The sequence below is a fragment of the Arthrobacter sp. TMS2-4 genome (assembly GCF_054511075.1).
This window is the reverse complement of record NZ_JBTNDI010000004.1, coordinates 133103-147685: the sequence shown is the minus strand read 5'-3', so window position 1 is coordinate 147685 and position 14583 is coordinate 133103. Positions and strand designations below refer to the sequence as shown.

At 67.6% G+C, this 14583-nt stretch carries 15 protein-coding genes; 7 read left to right on the top strand and 8 right to left on the bottom strand.

The window, feature by feature from the left end:
* The first annotated feature begins 172 nt into the window (after positions 1-172).
* Both ACX80F_RS07665 and ACX80F_RS07660 read left to right on the top strand, forming a co-directional pair.
* Positions 173-595 (top strand): DUF3054 domain-containing protein, encoded by a 423-nt coding sequence (locus tag ACX80F_RS07665; protein WP_459335788.1) that lies wholly within the window; start codon positions 173-175, stop codon positions 593-595.
* Between the two features lie 34 nt (positions 596-629).
* Entirely contained in the window at positions 630-911 is a 282-nt protein-coding gene (locus ACX80F_RS07660) for an Lrp/AsnC family transcriptional regulator (protein ID WP_394251906.1), read from the top strand.
* A 27-nt stretch (positions 912-938) separates the two neighbouring features.
* Here ACX80F_RS07660 and trpD read toward each other — a convergent pair whose 3' ends face one another.
* Positions 939-2000 carry an anthranilate phosphoribosyltransferase gene (gene trpD / locus ACX80F_RS07655; RefSeq protein WP_459335787.1) on the bottom strand — a complete coding sequence of 354 codons (1062 nt, stop codon included), beginning with the start codon at positions 1998-2000 and terminating at the stop codon, positions 939-941.
* A 147-nt stretch (positions 2001-2147) separates the two neighbouring features.
* Here trpD and ctaE point away from each other — a divergent pair, with 147 nt between their 5' ends.
* The 4 genes from ctaE to qcrB all read left to right on the top strand — a co-directional run bounded on the left by ctaE (position 2148) and on the right by qcrB (position 6438).
* Positions 2148-2786, top strand: coding sequence for an aa3-type cytochrome oxidase subunit III (gene ctaE, locus ACX80F_RS07650; protein WP_104120427.1), 639 nt, complete (start codon positions 2148-2150; stop codon positions 2784-2786).
* A gap of 84 nt (positions 2787-2870) precedes the next feature.
* A complete protein-coding gene (gene qcrC / locus ACX80F_RS07645) occupies positions 2871-3662 on the top strand; it encodes a cytochrome bc1 complex diheme cytochrome c subunit (protein WP_459335786.1) in 792 nt (263 codons plus the stop codon).
* Positions 3663-3731: 69 nt separating this feature from the next.
* Positions 3732-4754, top strand: coding sequence for a cytochrome bc1 complex Rieske iron-sulfur subunit (gene qcrA, locus ACX80F_RS07640; protein ID WP_459335785.1), 1023 nt, complete (start codon positions 3732-3734; stop codon positions 4752-4754).
* A gap of 1 nt (position 4755) precedes the next feature.
* The gene (gene qcrB / locus ACX80F_RS07635) at positions 4756-6438 is read left to right on the top strand and encodes a cytochrome bc1 complex cytochrome b subunit (RefSeq protein ID WP_459335784.1); all 1683 of its coding nucleotides are present in this window, start codon (positions 4756-4758) and stop codon (positions 6436-6438) included.
* Positions 6439-6654: 216 nt separating this feature from the next.
* On the opposite strand, the gene ACX80F_RS07630 is transcribed toward qcrB, so the two are convergent.
* The 6 genes from ACX80F_RS07630 to ACX80F_RS07605 all read right to left on the bottom strand — a co-directional run bounded on the left by ACX80F_RS07630 (position 6655) and on the right by ACX80F_RS07605 (position 12685).
* Positions 6655-7437: a GntR family transcriptional regulator gene (locus tag ACX80F_RS07630; RefSeq protein ID WP_459335912.1), complete on the bottom strand. Its 783-nt coding sequence runs from the start codon at positions 7435-7437 to the stop codon at positions 6655-6657.
* A gap of 119 nt (positions 7438-7556) precedes the next feature.
* Positions 7557-7958: a cytochrome c oxidase subunit 4 gene (locus ACX80F_RS07625; RefSeq protein ID WP_459335783.1), complete on the bottom strand. Its 402-nt coding sequence runs from the start codon at positions 7956-7958 to the stop codon at positions 7557-7559.
* Positions 7955-9682, bottom strand: coding sequence for an aa3-type cytochrome oxidase subunit I (gene ctaD, locus ACX80F_RS07620; RefSeq protein WP_459335782.1), 1728 nt, complete (start codon positions 9680-9682; stop codon positions 7955-7957). Before ctaD ends, ACX80F_RS07625 begins: the two co-directional genes overlap by 4 nt.
* The gene (gene ctaC, locus ACX80F_RS07615) at positions 9682-10554 is read right to left on the bottom strand and encodes an aa3-type cytochrome oxidase subunit II (RefSeq protein WP_459335781.1); all 873 of its coding nucleotides are present in this window, start codon (positions 10552-10554) and stop codon (positions 9682-9684) included. The genes ctaD and ctaC overlap by 1 nt, the downstream gene beginning before the upstream one ends.
* 171 nt (positions 10555-10725) lie before the next feature.
* Entirely contained in the window at positions 10726-11106 is a 381-nt protein-coding gene (locus ACX80F_RS07610; RefSeq protein WP_459335780.1) for a HesB/IscA family protein, read from the bottom strand.
* A 154-nt stretch (positions 11107-11260) separates the two neighbouring features.
* Positions 11261-12685 (bottom strand): M20/M25/M40 family metallo-hydrolase, encoded by a 1425-nt coding sequence (locus ACX80F_RS07605; RefSeq protein WP_459335779.1) that lies wholly within the window; start codon positions 12683-12685, stop codon positions 11261-11263.
* 102 nt (positions 12686-12787) lie between these two features.
* Between ACX80F_RS07605 and ACX80F_RS07600 the strand changes: the two genes are divergently transcribed.
* Positions 12788-13378, top strand: a complete 591-nt coding sequence (locus ACX80F_RS07600; RefSeq protein ID WP_459335778.1) for a DUF3043 domain-containing protein — start codon at positions 12788-12790, stop codon at positions 13376-13378.
* Between the two features lie 75 nt (positions 13379-13453).
* On the opposite strand, the gene ACX80F_RS07595 is transcribed toward ACX80F_RS07600, so the two are convergent.
* Positions 13454-14536: a quinone-dependent dihydroorotate dehydrogenase gene (locus ACX80F_RS07595; RefSeq protein WP_459335777.1), complete on the bottom strand. Its 1083-nt coding sequence runs from the start codon at positions 14534-14536 to the stop codon at positions 13454-13456.
* Between the last annotated feature and the right edge of the window lie 47 nt (positions 14537-14583).

Sequence of the window (14583 nt, the reverse complement as noted above, 5' to 3'; positions counted from 1 at the left end):
GAGGAGGCAGGGACCACTGCTGGTCACCGGAGCGCGCCTCCCCCGCTGCTCAGGAGCTACGGGCACATGTCCTACGATCCGCCGCTCACCACCCATATCTGCACCCAGGGCGCGATGTCGGCCTACTCACCGGTGTGCGGCTGGTAGACGCCGGGCCGACTACGCTGGCCCCATGCCCCGTAGCGTCTCCCTCCGTCGTGCCGGCCCCGCCGCCCGGCCGGAACGGACGGCGCCGGTCGCGGCTGCGTGGGCCCTCGCCGACATCGTCGTGATCCTCGCGTTCGCCGTGTCGGGCCGCCGCACGCACGAGCACGGGGTCACCGTCGCGGGCGTGCTCGACACAGCGTGGCCCTTCCTCCTCGCCTACGCCGCCGCGACCCTGGCCGCGCGCGCCTGGCGTTCGCCGGGTGCCCCCTGGCCCACCGGGGTGGTCCTGTGGGTGGGAACCGTGGTCGGCGGCCTGCTGGTGCGGGCGATGTCCGGCGCCGGGATCGCGCTCAGCTTCCAGGTCGTCACGCTGATCGTCCTCGGCGCGTTCCTGGTGCTCCCGCGCGTCGTCGTTCGCGTGGTCCTGCGGCGGCGGCCGGTACCGTAGGTCCGGTTCCTCTTCCTGTTCCGAAAGGCACGCCATGATCACCGCATTCGTCCTCATCCAGACCGACGCCTCCCGCATCCCCGAGAGCGCGCAGGCGATCTCCGAGATTGCCGGCATCAGCGAGGTGTACTCGGTGACAGGCGAGTGGGACCTCATCGCCATCGCACGTGTGAGCCGCCACGAGGACCTCGCGGACGTCATCGCCGACCGCTTGTCGAAGATCGAAGGCATCCGTTCGACGACGACGCAGATCGCCTTCCGTTCCTACTCCCAGCACGACCTCGATGCGGCCTTCTCGCTGGGCTTCGAGAGCTGAGGGCCCCCGCAACGCCCGGCAGGACGCTCAGTAGGAGCGGCTGACCTCGACCCACCGCTCCAGCACGCCGGCAGCGGCCCCGGAATCGATCGATGCCCGCGCACGCTGCATCGCGGCTGTGATGCGGTCTCCGAGCGTCCCGTCCGCGGTCGGTGCCAGAGCCACGAGACCGGCCGCGGCGTTGAGCACGACGGCGTCCCGGACGGGCCCGGTCCCGCCGCCCAGCACCGACCGCACCACCGCGGCGTTCCCCGCGGCGTCCGTGCCGCGCAGCGCGTCGACGGGGACGACGTCGAGCCCGAAGTCCTCCGGGTGCACCTGGTGGACCTCGACCTGCCCGTCACGGACCTCCCACACGGTGGAGGACCCGCTGGTGGTCAGCTTGTCCCTGCCGTCGTCGCCCCGGAACACCAGGGCACGGATGCCCCGCACCGCGAGGACCCCGGCCATCAGGGGAGCCATCCGCGCATCCGCACAACCGAGCGCCTGCGCGCTGACTCCGGCCGGGTTGCTCAGCGGACCGAGGAAGTTGAAGGCCGTGGGGATGCCCAGTTCGCGCCGGGGCACCGCGACATGCTTCATGGACGGGTGGAAGACCTGTGCGAAGCAGAAGGTGATGCCTGCCCGTTCCGCGGTCCTGGCGACATCCGCAGGCACCAGATCGAGCCGGACACCGAGCTCCTCGATCACGTCCGCGGCGCCGGACGCGGACGAGGCTCCCCGGTTCCCGTGCTTGACGACTTTCGCGCCCGCGCCCACGGCGACCAGCGAGGACATGGTCGAGATGTTCAGGGTGCCCAGCCCGTCCCCACCCGTCCCGACGATGTCCAGCGTTGGTCCGTCCACCTCGATCCGGTGCGCCCTGCCGAGCATCGCCTCGACGAGTCCGGTGAGCTCGTCGACGGACTCCCCCTTGGCACGCAGCGCGACCAGGAAACCGGCGATCTGGGCATGGCTCGCCTCACCCGCCATGATCGTGTCCATCGCCCAACGGCTCTGGTGCACGCTCAGATCGGTGCCCGCGAGGAGGGATGAGAAGATCGACGGCCAGGCGGGTCGCGCCGCGGCGGGGCTTGTTGTGGGACTCACCGTCCCAGATTATCTACGAATTGTAGAAAGTCATCTCCGGGAACTTCCGCGGAAACACGGGCGTCACCACTGCCCCCGGTGCGGCGCGGCCTGTGCGGCGGCGCTTCCCGTTGGTGATCGCGCTGATCTTGGGGACATAATGAGTCTGTGACATCTGCGACCCAAGCCCCCAGCGCCGCCCCGCATCCCGCCCTGAACCGCCCCAACATGGTCTCCGTCGGAACCGTGGTGTGGCTGTCCAGCGAGTTGATGTTCTTCGCCGGCCTCTTTGCCATGTACTTCACCCTGCGCTCCACCTCAGGCGAGCTGTGGGCCATGGAGACCGAGAAGCTGAACGTCCCCTTCGCGCTCGTGAACACCGTGATCCTCGTGTCGAGCTCGTTCAGCTGCCAGTTCGGCGTGTTCGCCGCCGAGCGGCTCCAGCCCCGCAGGACCGGCGGCCTCTTCCAGCTCGCCCGCTGGGGCATGGTCGAGTGGTTCCTGCTGACGTTCGTCATGGGCGCGATCTTCGTCTCCGTCCAGGCCTACGAGTACGCGGAGCTCGTCGCCGAGGGCATCGCACTGAACTCCAACGCCTTCGGGTCGGCCTTCTACATCACGACGGGCTTCCACGGGCTCCACGTCATCGGCGGCCTCGTGGCCTTCCTGCTGATCATCGGACGTGCCTTCATCGCCCGGCAGTTCGGGCACTTCGAAGCCACCTCGGCGATCGTCACGTCCTACTACTGGCACTTCGTCGACGTCGTCTGGATCGGCCTGTTCATCATCATCTACTTCCTCAAGTGACTCCTCCTGTAGGCTCTTCTACTAGAGGTAGAATTCAGTGAAGAATCTCCGCAGAGCTCGCATCGAAAAGGCAGGAACCACCCCGTGAAGGCACTCTCCCAGAGGCGGCGTCACCCACTCGCAGCGTTGGCGCTGCTGCTCATGGCGCTCCTCTTTACCGGCAGTCTCTACGCCGCAGCCAGTTCCGCCAATGAGGCGCAGGCACAGACCACCACGTTCACGGCCGACGATGTCGAAGAGGGCAGCAAGCTCTTCGTGGCGAACTGCGCCTCCTGCCATGGCATCGGCGCCACCGGATCCGACGCCGCGCCGTCGCTCGTCGGTGTCGGCGCCGCATCCGTCGACTTCCAGGTCGGCACGGGCCGCATGCCGATGCAGATGGACGGTCCCCAGGCGCAGGCCAAGCCCGTCCAGTTCACCGAGGAGCAGATCAGCCAGATGGCCGCGTACGTCGCGTCCCTCGGTGCCGGCCCGTCCATTCCCGACGAGGAGATCCTCGATGCGTCCGAGGGCGACCCCGCCCACGGCGGCGAGCTGTTCCGCGTCAACTGCGCGATGTGCCACAACGCCGCTGCTGCCGGCGGGGCCCTGACCCGCGGCAAGTACGCCCCGTCGCTCGACGGCGTGAGCGAGAAGCACATCTACGAGGCCATGGTCACCGGCCCTCAGAACATGCCGGTCTTCAGCGACGCCAACGTAACGCCCGAGGACAAGCAGGACATCATCGCGTTTCTGAAGACGATCGAGGAGCAGGGCTCCCCGGGTGGAGCGGACCTCGGCTCGCTCGGCCCCGTATCCGAGGGCCTGTTCATCTGGGTCGCAGGCCTCGGCGTCATCATCGCCTTCACCGTGTGGCTCACATCGCGGTCGTCCTGACCATCCAGGAGCGCCCCGTGAACGAATCAACTACAGACTTGCAGGACCAAATGGAAGATAAGAGGGATCATGGCCGACACTAGTCACGGCGCTCCCGGAAGCTCGGTCACCGTCGCGACGCCCGGGCGTACGCCGGACAAGTTCGAGAATCCGGGCCACCCGCCCCACCGCCCGCGCCTGGCCGACCGCGATCGGCGAGCCGAGAAGCGCGCCGAACGCCAGGTCGCCCTGCTGTTCTTCATCTCCGTCCTTGGGACCCTGCTCTTCTTCGTGGGCTACTTCTTCGTACCGCTCGACCAGACCATCGAGCAGTTGCGTCTCCAGAACCTGCTGCTCGGTCTCGGCACCGCCTTCGCGATGCTGGGTATCGGCGTCGGGATGGTGCACTGGGCCAAGACGCTCATGCCCGACCACGAGCTCACGGAGGAGCGGCACGCCATCCGCCCGGAGAGCGACCGCGAGGACGCCGAGAAGATGGTCGACCAGATCCTCCACGAGTCCGGCATCAAGCGCCGCCCCCTGATCCGGAACACGCTGCTCGGTGCCGCGCTCCTCGCGCCCCTTCCCGCGATCGCCATCTTCCGCGACCTGGGCCCGCTGCCCGGTGACGTCCTGCGGCAGACCATGTGGGACACCGGTGTCCGGCTGACCCGCGATCCGAGTGGCACCCCCATCCGTGCCTCGGATGTCACCGTCGGCTCGGCCTTCCATGTCATTCCCGAGGGGCTGAACGAGGCCGAGCACAAACTCGAGGAGAAGGCCAAGGCAGTCGTCCTGCTCATGCGCCTCGATCCCGAGGAGCTCAACCCCTCCCCGGGGCGCGAGGACTGGGCCTACGACGGCATCGTCGCGTACTCCAAGATCTGCACGCACGTCGGGTGCCCGGTGGCGCTGTACGAGCAGCAGACACACCACCTGCTGTGCCCGTGCCACCAGTCGACCTTCGACCTCGAGCAGGAATGCAAGGTCATCTTCGGCCCGGCGTCCCGTCCGCTGCCGCAGCTGCCCATCGAGGTCGACGACGAAGGCTACCTGATCGCATCCAGCGATTTCCAAGAACCCGTAGGACCTAGTTTCTGGGAGCGAGGCTGACATGAGCAGTTCCATTGCGGCGCAACCCTACGTGCCGAAGACGCGCGTGGGTAAGGTCACCGACTATGTCGACTCCCGCGTCGGCGGCTCCGGGATCGTCAAGGTCTTCGGCCGGAAGATCTTCCCCGACCACTGGTCCTTCATGTTCGGCGAGGTGGCGCTGTACTCGTTCGTCGTCCTGCTGCTCTCCGGGACCTTCCTCACCTTCTTCTACGACCCCTCCATGGCGGAGACGCACTACGACGGCAGCTATCTGCCCCTGCGTGGTGTGGAGATGTCGGTGGCCTATGCCTCGTCCCTGGATATCTCCTTCGACATCCGCGGTGGTCTGTTCATGCGCCAGATCCACCACTGGGCGGCGCTCCTGTTCGTGGCCGCGGTGGCCGTGCACATGCTCCGGGTCTTCTTCACCGGTGCGTTCCGCCGCCCCCGCGAGTTCAACTGGGTCGTCGGCTGCGTCCTGCTCATCCTGAGCCTCGCTGCCGGTTTCACGGGCTACTCGCTCCCCGATGACCTGCTCTCCGGAAACGGACTGCGCATCATCGACGGCGTGATGAAGGCCATCCCGGTGGTCGGTACCTACCTGAGCTTCTTCCTCTTCGGCGGAGAGTTCCCGGGCACCATGATCATCGGCCGCCTGTATGTGCTGCACATCCTCCTGATCCCCGCGGTCATCCTGCTGCTCATCGGCATCCACATGTTCATGCTGGTGCTGCACAAGCACACCCAGTTCGCCGGGCCGGGCAAGACGAACGACAACGTGGTCGGCTATCCCGTGGGCCCAGTCTTCGGTGCGAAGGCCGCCGGCTTCTTCTTCATCGTGTTCGGTGTCCTCGCTGCGATCGCTGCGGCGTTCACCATCAACCCGATCTGGAACTACGGGCCGTACGACCCCTCCCCCGTGTCCGCGGGTACACAGCCCGACTGGTACATCGGCTGGGTCGACGGCGCGCTGCGCCTCATGCCCGGAACGATCGGCGACTTCGACTTCGAGTTCAACATCCCCTTCCCGTGGGGCGTCAACACGCTGTCGCTGAACGTCCTGTTCCCCGCTCTCGTCCCGGCGATGATCGTGTTCACCGCGATGTTCGTCTGGCCCTGGATCGAAGCCTGGGTCACGAAGGACACGCGTGAACACCACCTCCTCGACCGTCCGCGCAACGCACCGACGCGCACGGCGATCGGCGTCGCAGGTGTCGTCTTCTACTGCGTCATGTGGGCAGCCGCCAGCTCCGACCTCATCGCCACGCACTTCATGGTGTCGCTGAACGACGTCACGTACTGGTTGCGCTTCCTCGTGATCGCGGGACCGATCATCGCCTTCATGGTCTCCCGCAGGATCTCCCTCGCCCTCCAGCGTAAGGACCGCGAGATCGCCCTCCACGGCCGCGAGACGGGACGCATCGTTCGCCTGCCCCATGGCGAGTTCATCGAGGTCCACGAACAGGTCGACGACTACCAGCGGTACAGGCTGACCGCCTTCGAGTCGCCCGAGGTCATGGTGCCGAAGCCCGACGAGAACGGCAAGGTCTCGCTCCTGGACAAGGTCCACGGGCGCGTGTCGAGCTTCTTCTTCGAGGACCGTGTCGCACCGGTGACGCCGAGGGAACTCGAGGCGTCCCATGGCGACCACCACGAGGAGGTCGCCGGCGCGAAGGACCGCGAGTCCATCGCCAGCCACTAGGCACCACCGCCCGCCAGGGCGACCGAAGGGCCCGGACACTGCGTCCGGGCCCTTCTTCGTGCGTCCCCGGGCAACCGGGCCCGGATCGCTTGCGGCCGCGTGCATCCCGTCGCCGCGGGACGGGTGCTGGTCTGACATGACGTGCTGACCGCCGACGACGCGATCTCCACAGCGCGGCCCGATCCTCCCCTGCCGGCTCCAGGAGGGCCTCCTGGATCAGCGGAACCGGTTGGCGCTGTAGGCGCGCGGAGTGCGGACGCCGGGACGCTGGAGGGGCACCCACAGCTTGTACCGGTCCGCGCGGTAGTAGGAGACGGAGTAGTCGACCATGGCGCGTGCCACGTAGGCATGCCGCTGGATCTTCAGCAGGGGCGCATTCATCTCCACGTTGAGCAGGCGCGCGATCGACGGCGACGCTGCGGTTGCCTCGATGGTGTCCTCACCCCACTCCATGACCAGGCCGTACTTCTCGCTCAGGACGTTGTAGAGCGATGTCGGAGGAGGTTCGTCCAGGATGCCGGGCACGCAGTGGGACGGGATGAAGTTCTCGTCGACGCTCATCGGCTCGCCGTCGGCGAGGAGCTGGCGACGGAAGCGCACCACGGGCTGGCCGATCTCGATCTGGAGCTCCCGCGCGACGAGAGGTGAGGCCCCCTGCTGCTCGAAGCTGAGAACGCGTGCATCGGGGACCATCCCCCGTCGGATCATCTCCTCGGTGTAGGACGTCATCTTCATGTGGAGGTCCATCTTGCTGCGCGCGACGAACGTCCCGAGCCCCACGATGCGCTCCAGCACGTCCTCCGCGACGAGCGCGTCGATCGCCTGGCGCACCGTCATCCGGGCGACACCGTAGTAACTGCCCAGCGCCCGCTCCGACGGTATGCCGGCCCCCGGCTCGGCGAACTGGCGGAGGTAGCGTCGCAGGCTCTCACGCAGCTGCACGTGCTTCGGGGTCGCCGAGGTGCCGTCGATCGGTTCTGCGTCGAAACGTCGCGGCATCACGGCCATGGATTCCATCTCCTGTGATCAGGGCTTCGGACGCTACGACTCTACGACGCCGGACAGGCGAAAGGGAGCCCGCCTCCGGCGGACTCCCTTCCAGGTGCTGAGCGTGCCGATCAGTGGGCGTGGTACCCGCGGCTGTACTCGTAGACCCAGCCGATGAGGGCGATGGCTGCGAGCCCCAGGCCGATGTACGTGATCCAGAAGCCGACCGCCAGCCCTGCGAAGCAGGTCGCGGCCGACAGGCCGAGCACCAGGGGCCACCAGCTCCAGGGGCTGAAGTGCCCCTGCTCGCCGGACCCCTCGTGGATCTCCGCGTCCAGCCGGTCCTCCGGCCGGTTGCCGACGCGCTTGCCGGTGAAGCCGAGGTAGAAACCGATCATCCCGGAGAGGCCGGCCGTGAGGTACAGGGCCAGGAAGCCCACGGGTTCCATCCACTCGACCAGGACTCCGTAGACCGTTCCGACGAGCAGGAAGAACGGCGTCAGGTAGGTGAAGAGCTTCGTCTCGATCTTCATGCCTTGGCGTCCTCTCGGTCAGCGGCGCCCATGAAGCTCGCAGCGCTGTCATCAGGGGTGTGCGTCTGCTGCAGTTCCGGGTGGTGCAGGTCGAGCGCGGGACGCTCGGACCGGATGCGCGGCAGCGAGGTGAAGTTGTGCCGCGGCGGCGGGCAGGACGTCGCCCACTCGAGCGAGGCACCGAAGCCCCACGGATCGTCGACCTCCACCTTCTTGCCGGTGCGCCAGGTGATGTACACGTTCCAGAAGAACGGGATGAGCGACGCACCGAGGACGAACGACCCGATGGTGGAGAACTGGTTCATGGCCGTGAAGCCGTCCTCCGGGAGGTAGTCGGCGTAGCGGCGGGGCATGCCCTCGACGCCGAGCCAGTGCTGGATGAGGAAGGTGGCGTGGAAGCCGAGGAACAGCATCCAGAAGTGGATCTTGCCGAGGCGCTCGTTGAGCATCTTTCCCGTGAACTTCGGCCACCAGAAGTAGAAGCCGGCGAACATCGCGAAGACGACCGTGCCGAAGACCACGTAGTGGAAGTGCGCCACCACGAAGTAGGTGTCGGAGACGTGGAAGTCCAGCGGGGGCGAGGCCAGGATGATGCCGGTGAGGCCTCCGAAGAGGAACGTCACGAGGAAGCCGAGGCTCCACAGCATCGGGGTCTCGAACGTAAGGGACCCCCGCCACATGGTGCCGATCCAGTTGAAGAACTTCACCCCGGTAGGTACTGCGATGAGCATGGTCATGAAGGCGAAGAACGGGAGCAGCACGGCGCCGGTGACGTACATGTGATGGGCCCACACGGTCACGGAGAGGGCGGCGATGGCGATCGTCGCGTAGACGATGCCCTTGTAGCCGAAGATCGGCTTACGGCTGAACACCGGGAAGATCTCGGAGACGATGCCGAAGAACGGGAGCGCGATGATGTACACCTCGGGGTGTCCGAAGAACCAGAAGAGGTGCTGCCAGAGGATGGCTCCCCCGGCTTCGGGGTCGAAGATGTGCGCTCCGAACCGGCGGTCGGCGCCGAGCGCGAACAGGGCGGCAGCCAGCGGCGGGAACGCCATGAGGACCAGGATCGCCGTGATCAGCGTGTTCCAGGTGAAGATGGGCATGCGCCACATCGTCATGCCGGGAGCGCGCATGCAGATGATCGTGGTGATGAAGTTGACGGCACCGAGGATGGTGCCGAAGCCCGAGAGCGCAAGACCGAAGACCCAGAGGTCTCCGCCCACCCCCGGCGAGAACGTCGTGTTGGACAGCGGTGCGTAGGCGAACCAGCCGAACGACGCGGCGCCCTGCGGGGTGATGAAGCCGGACACGGCGATCGTGCTGCCGAACAGGAAGAACCAGAAGGCCAGCGCGTTGAGCCGCGGGAAGGCGACGTCGGGGGCCCCGATCTGCAGCGGCATGATGACGTTCGCGAAACCCGCGAAGAGGGGCGTCGCGAACATCAGGAGCATCACGGTGCCGTGCATCGTGAACAGCTGGTTGTACTGCTCCTTCGTCTGGAGGATCTGCATCCCGGGCTCGAACAGCTCGGCCCGGATGATGAGGGCCATGACGCCGGCGAAGCAGAAGAACACGAAGGAGGAGATCAGGTACATGTACCCGATGGTCTTGTGGTCCGTCGAGGTGATCCAGTTGACGACGATGCGTCCCTTGGACCTCGGAACCACACGCGGAGCCGCGACGGTGCCGGCTTCCTCAAGGGTGTATTCGAAGGTGGACATCAGCTGCTGCTCCTGGCTGGGTCGGTATCGGGATCGTCCTCGGGGTAGGAGTCGCGGTCGTACTCGTCGCCGAGCTGGCCGTCTTCGAGTTGCGCCATCTGAGCGTCGAACTCCTCCTGCGAGACGACCTCCACGTTGAAGAGCATCTCCGAGTGGTACTGGCCGCACAGCTCGGCGCACTTGCCGGCGAACACCCCCTCCTTCGTCGGAGTGAGGTTGATGTAGTTGGTGCGGCCCGGGTACAGGTCGCGCTTCATCAGGAAGCCGGGAACGAAGAACGAGTGCTGCACGTCGCGGGCGTTGAGCTGGAGCTCGACGGACTGGTTGACGGGCAGGTAGAGGGTCGGCAGGTTCTCGGGCACGCCCTCTTCACCGTTCAGGTTCCCCTGGACGCCCGTGGAGTACTTGTCTTCCTTGACGTAGTTGAAGTCCCACGACCACTGCTTGCCGCGGACGTCCACGATCACGTCGGGATTCTCGACGCGGGCGTCGATCTTCGCGATGTCGCGCTCCGTGAAGTAGAAGAACACGAGGACCATGAACAGCGGGATGGTCAAGTAGAAGATCTCGAGCGGCAGGTTGTAGCTGATCTGCCGGGGGTAGCCGGTGTCGTTCTTGCGGCGACGGTACGCGACCATGCACCAGATGATCAGGCCCCACGTGATGATGCCGACGATCATGGCCGCAATCCACGAGTTGACCCACAGATCGGTGATCGCCGCGGTGTGGTTGGTGTTGTCCCGATCTGCCGGAAGCCAGCCCCTTTGGGCTTCTGCCGAACAGCCGGTCAGTAGGAGGGCGCCGGCCAGCGAGATGCTGGAGATCTTGGTGATCCTGACGCGCTTGCTACCGGTTCGGTCCTGCGAACTCACAGACGGACCTTCCTTTTCTACGTGCGTTGCCACCCGCCCGTGAAGCGGCCCGGGGTGCACATCCAGTTTTACTACTCACTGTAGAGCTTACCCGGAAGACCCGCGATCCGGTGACACGCAAAAGGCCCGGAACACACCTCGTCGGTGACGTTCCGGGCCCTTGCCGGCGTGCTAGTGGAAGGAGTCCCCGCAGGCGCAGGATCCGCCCGCGTTGGGGTTGTCGATGGTGAACCCCTGCTTGGAGATGGTGTCCTCGAAATCGATGGATGCCCCCGACAGGTACGGGACGCTCATCTTGTCCACGATGACCTCGACGCCGTCGAAGTCGCGGACGGCGTCACCGTCGAGGACACGCTCGTCGAAGTACAGCTGGTAGATCAGCCCGGAGCAGCCACCGGGCTGGACCGCGACCCGCAGGCGGAGGTCGGTCCGGCCTTCCTGCTCGAGGAGGCTGCGCACCTTCCCTGCGGCGACGTCGGACAGGGTGACCTCGTGCGCGGCGAGCTCGATGGATTCCTGGGCGGATCCGGTCTCGGTGGTCGATGTGCTCATGTGTATCTCCTCGCTCGGACCTCACCGTTGGTGAGCCCGCTCTCAGTGCCGTCCGCGGTATGGCGCACGCACGGCTTTCCTTCATCGTACGCCGGGCCTGCGTCAGGCATAACGGCCGGGAGGGCGGAAACATTTCCACCCTCCCGGCCGTCGCTCAGTCGCGGGTGAGGCCCCCGTCGTTGATGCGGGCCAGGAGGAGCGCCTCCGCGAGGACCGCCTTCCGGAACTCGTCGAGGTGCAGTGACTCGTTCGCGCTGTGGGCGCGGGAGTCCGGGTCCTCCACACCGGTGATGAGGATCTGCGCGTCCGGGAAGAGCTCGGTGAGGTCGGCGATGAAGGGGATCGAACCGCCCATCCCCGCCTCCACGGGCTGTACGCCCCAGGCTTCCTCGAGTGCCGACAGCGCGAGCCGGGACGCGGGTTCCGTGGTGTCCGTGCGGAAGGGGCTCCCCGTCTCCCCCGGGGTGAAGGTCACCCGGGCGCCGAACGGCGCGTGGGCGTCGACGTGGGCGCGGACGGCGTCCATCGCGGCGCGGGGGTCCTGTCCGGGGGCCAGGCGCAGGCTGAACTTGGCGCGGGCGCGCGGAAGCAGCGTATTGGAGGACAGCGCGACGGACGGGATGTCCATGCCGATGATGGACAGGGCGGGCTTGTGCCACAGCCGGGAGGCGATGGACCCGGTGCCGGCGAGGCGTACGCCGTCGAGCACGGAGGCGTCCGCACGGAAGTCGTCCTCCTCGTAGTCCACGCTCGCGTGGTCCCCGCCGTGCAGGCCCGCGATGGCGACGTCGCCGGCGTCGTCGTGGAGTGTCGCGATCAGCCGGGACAGGAGCGTAGGGGCGTCCAGGACGGGGCCGCCGAACATGCCGGAGTGCACGGCGTGGTCGAGGACCTGCACCTCGATGGTGCCGTCCACGAGTCCTCGCAGGCTGGTGGTCAGGGCGGGCACGCCCACTTTCCAGTTGCTGGAGTCGGCGACGACGATGACGTCGGCCTGCAGGTCGTCGCGGTAGGTCTCGAGGAAGGAGCGGAACGTCGGGGAGCCCGCCTCCTCCTCGCCCTCGATGAACACGGTGACACCGACGCCGAGAGCGTCGCCGAGTACCTCGGTGAGCGCGCCGAACGCGCCGATGTGCGCCATGATGCCCGCCTTGTCGTCGGCCGCGCCGCGACCGTACAGCCGGCCGTTGCGCTCCGTCGCGACGAACGGGTCCGACTCCCAGAGCGCAGGGTTCCCGGGGGGCTGCACGTCGTGGTGGGCGTAGAGGAGGACCGTCGGCTGACCCTCGGCCGCCGCGCGGCGGGCGACGACGGCGGGACCTCCGGGCGTGCCGTCGTTGTCGACCCGCAGGATGCGGACGTCGTCGATCCCGGCACCGCGGATCAGGTCCGCCACTGCCTCGGCGCTGCGGTCGAGCTCCCGGGCGTCGAACGCCTCCCACGCGATGCCCTGGATGGCGACAAGGGCTGAGAGCTGCTCGACGATGCGGGGGAAGGACGCGTCGACACTGGCACGGAGCTGGTCGCCGACAGGCGACGGGTCATGGGGATGGTCGGTCGAGGGGGTCACGGAAGTCATGCCAGAACCCTACACACGCAGAACTCCCGGTGGCCGGAGGCTGGTCGGGGTCCGGTGGGCCGGGCCGGGCCTCCCCTGACGCGGACCCGGTATCCTGAGAAGGTGTTCGGACGAAATAAAGAAGCCCCCGCTGCCCAGGAAGCCGTCGACAGCGCTTCACCAACCCCCGAGGCGCCGCGCGCGCAGGGCAAGGGTGCACCCACGCCCAGGCGCAGCGTGCAGGAGGCGGCCCGCAAGCGGCCGCTCGTGCCGAATGACCGCAAGGCCGCGCGCGAGCGGAGCCGCACCACGGTGCGGGACGAGCGCGCGAAGATGCGGCGGGCGCTCGACACCGACGACGAGCGCTATCTCCCCCTGCGCGACAAGGGCCCGAACCGCCGGTACGTCCGCCACTTCGTCGACGCGCGGGTGAACATCGGCGAGTTCCTCATGATCGCCGCCCTCGTGTTCGTGATTCTCAGCTTCTTCCAATCCCTCGCCGTGCAGAGCGCCGTGCTGATGGCCTTCTGGATCCTGATCGTCGCGGTGATCGTGGACTGCGTCCTGCTGCGCCGCAAGCTGAGGAGGAAGCTGACCGAGAAGTTCGGCGCACCCAACCAGGGCGACCTCTGGTACGGCGTCACACGGGCCCTGCAGCTCCGGCGGCTGCGCCTGCCCAAGCCGCAGGTCCGCCGGGGCCAGTACCCCGCCTGACCGCTCCATCGCACCGGGTGGTGCAGCGTCGAAGAGCCGGGCCCGTGGGCCCGGCTCTTCTTCGTCGACCGGCGCTCAGGCCGTCGGGGTGCGCCGCGCCCGTGCGAGTCCGCGATTGATGCGGGACGCCCAGAACGGACCCTCGTAGAGGAATGCCGTGTAGCCCTGGACGAGGGTCGCGCCGGCGTCGAGCCGCTCGATGACGTCCTCGGGGGTCTCGATGCCGCCGACGGAGACGAGCGCCAGCTGATCGCCGACCGCTGCCCGCAGGCGCTGGAGGACCTGCAGCGATCGGGCCTTCAGTGGTGCTCCGCTCAGTCCGCCGACGCCCTTCGCGATGATGTCCGCGGGGTCAGTGACCAGGTTCTCGCGTGTGATGGTGGTGTTGGTGGCGACGATGCCGTCCAGACCGAGGTCGAGGGCGAGCGCGCCGACGTCGTCGAGGTCCTGGTCGGTCAGGTCCGGCGCGATCTTGACCAGCAGCGGTACGTGCCGGCCCGCCGCGGTGTCCGCCGTGCGCCGGACCGCCTCGAGGAGTGGGCGCAATGACTCGACGCCCTGGAGCAGCCGGAGCCCGGGGGTGTTCGGCGAGGACACGTTGACCACGAGGTAGTCCGCCGTGCCCGCCAGCTGCTCGGTGCTGACGAGGTAGTCGGCGACGGCGTCGACGAGGTCCACTTTCTTCGTCTTGCCGATGTTGACGCCGATCACGGGACGCGGGCGCGCCCGGTAGCGGCGCGCCAGTGTGCGGTGCGCCGACCGGAGGCGGGGGGCGACGGCGGCAGCGCCGTCGTTGTTGAAGCCCATCCGGTTGATCACGGCGCGGTCCTCGACGAGGCGGAACAGGCGCGGTGCGGGGTTGCCGGGCTGGGCCTGCCCGGTGATGGTGCCGACCTCCACGTGGCCGAACCCCAGCGTGGTGAGCGCGGACACGCCCTTGCCGCCCTTGTCGAAGCCGGCGGCCAGGCCGAACGGCGAGGGGAACTCGACGCCGAAGGCGGTGGTGGCGAGGCTCGGGTCGGGACCGCAGAGGCGGCGCAGCGCCCAGCCGACCGGCGTGAGGTCGGCCGCCCGGATCAGCGCGAAGCCGATCCGGTGGGCCCTTTCGGCGTCCATCCCGGAGAAGACGATCCGGAAGAAGGTCGGGTAGAAGCGCATGCCACCAGCGTTCCACGCTCGCGTGGCGGGCGCCAACTCCGCAGGAC